This window comes from Methylibium sp. T29 (assembly GCF_000576205.1).
Taxonomy (GTDB): Bacteria; Pseudomonadota; Gammaproteobacteria; order Burkholderiales; family Burkholderiaceae_C; genus Methylibium; species Methylibium petroleiphilum.
The window spans coordinates 1-6085 of record NZ_AZND01000203.1 but is presented as its reverse complement, the minus strand read 5'-3'; the positions used below and the strand labels follow the sequence as shown (position 1 = coordinate 6085).

Genomic DNA, 6085 nt, shown 5'->3' with positions numbered 1-6085 from the left:
AGGGCACCCGGGTGCGGCTGCCAGCGCCCGGCGAGGCGCCCGCGCCGGCCACCGCGTCGGCCTCTTCGGGCGCCACCACGACGCGCTGAAACGCAGGACAGCGACCGCCCCATGTGGTTCACCCGCGTCTCGATCGCCAACCCGGTGATGGCCACGATGGTGATGCTCGCCTTCGTCGTGCTGGGCCTGTTCAGCTACCAGCGGCTGTCGGTCGACCAGTTCCCCAACATCGACTTTCCCACCGTCGTGGTGCAGTTCGACTACCCCGGCGCCTCGCCCGAGATCGTCGAGAGCGAGGTGACGAAGAAGGTCGAGGAGGCGGTCAACACCGTCGCCGGCATCAACTCGCTGTACTCGCGCTCCTACGAGGGCAGCTCGATCGTCATCATCGAGTTCAACCTCGACGTCGACGGCCGCAAGGCCGCCGAGGACGTGCGCGAGAAGGTCGCGCTGGTCCGCCCGCTGCTGCGCGAGGAGGTCGAGGAGCCGCGCGTCTCGCGCTTCGACCCGGCCAGCCAGCCGGTCTTCAACGTCGCCGTGCTGTCCGAGGACGGCCGGCGCAGCACCCAGGAGCTCACCACGTGGGCCACCCAGGTGCTGCAGAAGCGCCTGGAGAACGTGCGCGGCGTCGGCGCGGTATCGCTGATCGGCGGGCTGGAGCGTGAGATCAACATCTACCTGCGGCCCGCGGCGATGGAAGCGCTGGGCGTCAGCGTGGAGCAGGTGCTGGCCGCGGTGAAGAGCGAGAACCAGGAGCTGCCGATGGGCGCGATCCGCTCGCGCGAGCAGGAGCGCGTGGTGCAGATCAACGCGCGCATGAAGACGCCGGAGGATTTCCGCGACATCGTAGTCGCGCGCAAGGGTGCCGCCGGCAACAACCTGAGCGCTGGCGCGCCGATCCGGCTGCGCCAGCTGGCCGACGTGGTGGACGGTCCGCAGGAGCTGGAGACGCTGGCGCTCTACAACGGCCAGCGCACCGTGCTGCTGTCGGTGCAGAAATCTCAGGGTGAGAACACCATCGCCGTGGTCGACGGGCTGCAGCGCGCACTGGAGAACGCCCGCGACGTGACGCCGCCGGGCATCCGCACCGAGATCAACCGCGACAACTCGCGCTCGATCCGCGTGTCGGTGGCGAACGTCAAGCGCACGCTGATCGAGGGCGCGGCGCTGACGATCCTGATCGTGTTCCTGTTCCTCAACTCCTGGCGCTCCACCGTCATCACCGGCCTGACGCTGCCGATCGCGCTGATCGGCACCTTCCTGTTCATGTACGCGTTCGGCTTCACCATCAACACCATCACGATGATGGCGCTGAGCCTGTGCGTGGGCTTGCTGATCGACGACGCGATCGTCGTGCGCGAGAACATCGTGCGCCACGTGCAGATGGGCAAGAGCCCGCACCAGGCCGCACTCGACGGCACCCAGGAGATCGGCCTCGCAGTGCTGGCCACCACGCTGAGCATCGTCGCGGTGTTCCTGCCGATCGGATTCATGGGCGGCATCGTGGGCAAGTTCTTCCACGAGTTCGGGCTCACCATCGTCGCGGCGGTCCTGATCTCGATGTTCGTGAGCTTCACGCTCGACCCCATGCTGTCGAGCGTGTGGAACGACCCGCAGGCTCACGGCATCCACCGCGGTGCGCCGCTCACGTTGTACGACCGGACCATCGGTCGCGTCACCGGCGCGTTCGACCGTTTCACCGGCCGGTTGTCGAACGGCTACCAGCGCATCCTGCGCTGGTCGCTCGCGCACCGGCTCGCGACGCTGGGCCTGGCCGCTGCCACCTTCGCGGGCAGCTTCTTCGTCATCCCGCTGCTCGGCGCCGAGTTCGTGCCCAAGGCCGACTTCTCGGAGACCCAGCTCAACTTCTACACGCCGGTCGGCTCGTCGATCGAACTCACCGAGCAGCGCGCGAAGCAGATCGATCAGGTGCTGCGCGAGATGCCCGAGGTGCGCTACACCGTCACCACCATCAACAGCGGCCAGGCGCTCGGCAAGATCTACGGCGCTGTCTACGTGCGGCTGGTCGACCGCAAGGATCGCGAACGCGACGTGGCGCAACTGGCGGTGCCGCTGCGCGAACGCCTTGCCGGCATCCCCGGCATCACGGTCACCAACATCGGCCAGACCGACCTGGGCGGCGGCAAGAGCCTGCAGTTCTCGATCCAGGGCCCCGATCTCTCCGAGCTGGCGCGCCTGTCCGCGCTGATCACCGCGAAGCTGCGAGACATCCCCGGCCTGGTGGATCTGGACAGCACGCTCAAGCCCGACAAGCCCACGGTGTCGATCGAGGTGAAGCGCGACGCCGCGGCCGACGCAGGGCTCAACGTCGACGCGCTCGCCGGCAGCCTGCGCACGCTCGTGGCGGGCACCACGGTGGGCAACTGGCGCGCGCCGGACGGCGAGAACTACGACGTGAACGTGCGCCTCGCGCCCGAGAGCCGCCACTCGCTGGCCGACCTGGCGCGGCTGCCGCTCAACGTGACGGCCGCGGCCGACGGCACGCCGCGCATCGTGCGACTGTCGCAGGTGGCCGAGGTGAGCCCGTCGACCGGCCCGAACCAGATCAACCGCCGTGACCTCAATCGCGAGATCAACATCGACGCCAACGCCTTCGGCCGCAGCTCGGGTGATGTGTCGGCGGACATCCGCAAGCTGCTCGACAGCGTGGCCTGGCCGCCTGGCTACCGCTACAGCTTCGGCGGCTCGACCAAGAACATGCAGGAGTCGTTCAGCTATGCGATCGGTGCGTTGGCACTGGCCGTCGTCTTCATCTACATGATCCTCGCCAGCCAGTTCCGGAGCTTCCTGCAGCCGCTGGCGTTGATGAGTTCGCTGCCGCTCACGCTGATCGGCGTGGTGCTGGCGCTGCTGGCGTTCCGCTCCACGCTCAACATGTTCAGCATCATCGGCATCGTGATGCTGATGGGCCTGGTCACCAAGAACGCCATCCTGCTGGTCGACTTCGCGATCCGCTCGCGCGAGGGCACGCACGGCGCCGCCGGGGAGCACGCCCCGATGGGCCGCGAGGACGCCCTGCTGCACGCCGCGCAGGTGCGCCTGCGGCCGATCCTGATGACCACGCTGGCCATGATCTTCGGCATGGTGCCGCTGGCCTTTGCGCTCAGCGAGGGTTCGGAGCAACGCGCGCCGATGGGCCAGGCCGTGATCGGCGGCGTGATCACCTCGTCGCTGCTGACGCTGGTGGTGGTGCCGGTGATCTACTGCTACCTTGACGACCTGGCCAGCTGGGCGCGTCGCCGCTGGCACCCGCACCGGCCGGCGCCGGGTGGTACCGCACAAGCGGACGCCCTGTCGTGAGACCGATTCCACCCCCGAAATAGAATTCGCCGCCTTGCAAACCCCCTTCCGCGAGAGCCTCATGAACATCGAACAAGCCCGCTTCAACATGATCGAACAGCAGATCCGCCCCTGGGATGTGCTGGACTCCTCGGTGCTGTCGCTGCTGGCCGTGGTACGCCGCGAGGAGTTCGTGCCGTCGGCCTACCGCGCCCTGGCCTTCACCGACATGGAGCTGCCACTGGCCGAGGGGCAGTTCATGCTGTCGCCCAAGGTCGAGGCCCGCCTGCTGCAGGAGCTGGCGGTGCACAAGCACGAGCGCGTGCTCGAGGTCGGCACGGGGTCGGGCTTCATGGCCGCGCTGCTTGGCCACAAGGCCCGTGAAGTGCTCAGCCTCGAGATCCGCCCCGCGCTGGCGCTGCAGGCCCGCATCAACCTGCAGCGCGCGGCGGTCGTCAACGTCGAGGTGCGCGAGGCCGACGGTTCGCGCGCCACGGCAACCGACGGCCCGTTCGACGTGATCGCGCTGTCGGGCTCGGTGGCCGAGATCCCGCGCGGCCTGCTCGACCAGCTCAAGGTGGGCGGGCGACTCGCCGCCATCGTCGGCCGGGATCCGGTGATGCGCGCCGTGCTCGTGACCCGCACCGAGGGCGGCGGCTTCCACAGCGTGGAGCTGTTCGACACGCTTGCGCCGCGACTCGACGGCTTCGGCGAACCCTCCTCCTTCAGTTTCTGATCCCGCGTGCCGGGTCCCTGCAGAAAGATCCCCATGCCCCAGCGCTCCTCGCACTGCCCGCCGTCGCCGCTGCCGCGGCGGCACCGCCTGGCCCGGGCGCTGACGGCTGGTCTGCTGCTCGGTGCCGCCGCGGTGGCGCAGGCTCAGAGCCTGCAGTCGCTGTACGACGCCGCACGCGGCTACGACGCCAGCTACCTGGCGGCCCGCGCGCTGGCCGATTCGGCACAGTTCCGCTACGAGCAGGTGAAGGCGCTCAACCGCCCGAGCGTGGCCCTGTCGGCGAGCACCACCCGCAGCGAGACCGACACATCGGCCGGCAGCGCGAGCGGCACCAGCACCGGCGCGCAGATCTCGGCGCTGCAACCGCTGTTCAACCGCAGCAACAGCAGCACGATCGATCAGGCCGAGAAGAGCTATGCGGTGTCGATGGCCGACCTCGAGAGCGCCGAGCAGGACCTGGTGGTGCGGCTGAGCCAGGCCTACTTCGACGTGCTGGCGGCACAGGACACGCTGGCGACGACACGCGCCAACAAGACCGCCATCGCCGAGCAGCTGGCCTCGGCGAAGCGCAATTTCGAGGTCGGCACCGCAACCATCACCGACACGCGCGAAGCGCAGGCCCGCTACGACCTCGCCACCGCGCAGGAGATCGCCGCCGAGAACGACCTGCGCGTACGGCGCATCGCACTCGACCAGCTCGTCGGGCGCACCGACGTCGAACCGCGGCCGCTGACGGTCCCGGTGCAGCTGCCCGAGGTGCTGCCGGCCAACGTGGAGGACTGGGTGACGCAGGCGGGCCAGTCGCCCAGCGTGCGCAAGGCCCAGCTGGCCTACGAGGTGGCGCAGCTCGAGACCGAGAAGGCGCGTGCCGGCCACCTGCCGACAGTCGACCTCGTGGGCGGCGTCGGCCGCAACCGCAACACCGGCCGCACCGCCGGCAGCGGTCTGAGCGGCAGCACCACCAGCGCGCAGATCGGCGTGGAGCTGAACCTGCCCCTGTTCGCCGGCTACTCGATCCAGAACCGCGTGAAGGAAACGCTGTCGCTGGAGGAGAAGTCGCGCAACGACCTGGAGTTCGCGCGCCGCAGCGTCACCCAGGGCACGCGCCAGGCCTACTTCACCGTCCAGTCGGGCCTGGCCACGGTGAAGGCCCTCGAAGCCGCCGAGGCCTCCAACAAGCTCGCGCTCGAGGCCACCCAGCTCGGCTACAAGGTCGGCGTGCGCGTCAACCTCGACGTGCTGAACGCGCAGACGCAGCTCTACACCACCCAGCGCGACCTGGCGCGCGCCCGCTACGACGTGGTGCTGGGCAACCTGCTGCTGCGCCAGGCGGCGGGCACGCTCAAGCCCGACGACGTGGGCAGCGTCAACCGGCTGCTCGCGCCCTGAGACTCGCCGGCAGGGCCGCGCGCCATCGCACGCGGCCGCACGGAACGCCCAGCCCATGTCGCCCCCGCCGCCGCCCGTCGACGCCGCGCTCGTGATCGCCCGCACCCGGGCGTGGCTGAGGCATGCGGTGATCGGCCTGAACCTCTGCCCCTTCGCCAAGGCGGTGGAGGCCAAGGGCCAGGTGCGCTATGTCGTCAGCGAGGCCGCCGAGCCCGAGCGCCTGCTCGACGAGCTGTGCCGCGAACTGCGCGCGCTGGCCGAGGCCGACCCGGCGGAGGTCGACACCACGCTGCTGATGCATCCGCAGGTGCTGGGCGATTTTCTCGACTACAACGACTTCCTCGACCGGGTCGATGCCGCGATCGAGCGCCTGGGTTTCGAGGGCGTGCTGCAAGTGGCGAGCTTCCATCCGGACTACCAGTTCGCCGGCACCGCGCCCGACGATGCCGAGAACGCCAGCAACCGTGCACCCTACCCGACGCTGCACCTGCTGCGCGAGGCCAGCATCGACCGTGCCGTGGCGGCCTTCCCCGAGGCCGAGTCCATCTACGAGGCCAACATCCGCACGCTGCGCGGACTCGGCCGCGAGGGCTGGGCGGCGCTGCAGGCCGACATCGAGCGCGACGCCCGCGATGCCCGCGACGCGCCCGACACGCGCTG

4 protein-coding genes are annotated in these 6085 nt (G+C 69.6%); all 4 read left to right on the top strand.

All coding sequences use genetic code 11. The features are described 5' to 3' along the window. Window positions 1-111: 111 nt before the first annotated feature. Window positions 112-3321 carry an efflux RND transporter permease subunit gene (locus tag x551_RS17355; RefSeq protein WP_036232656.1) on the top strand — a complete coding sequence of 1070 codons (3210 nt, stop codon included), beginning with the start codon at window positions 112-114 and terminating at the stop codon, window positions 3319-3321. Window positions 3322-3382: 61 nt separating this feature from the next. Further along, window positions 3383-4036 (top strand): protein-L-isoaspartate O-methyltransferase, encoded by a 654-nt coding sequence (locus tag x551_RS17350; protein ID WP_011828641.1) that lies wholly within the window; start codon window positions 3383-3385, stop codon window positions 4034-4036. A 33-nt stretch (window positions 4037-4069) separates the two neighbouring features. Further along, a complete protein-coding gene (locus tag x551_RS17345) occupies window positions 4070-5425 on the top strand; it encodes a TolC family outer membrane protein (RefSeq protein ID WP_036232653.1) in 1356 nt (451 codons plus the stop codon). Between the two features lie 55 nt (window positions 5426-5480). Next, window positions 5481-6085: DUF1415 domain-containing protein (locus tag x551_RS17340; RefSeq protein ID WP_011828639.1), on the top strand; the 605-nt coding region annotated here is incomplete at its 3' end.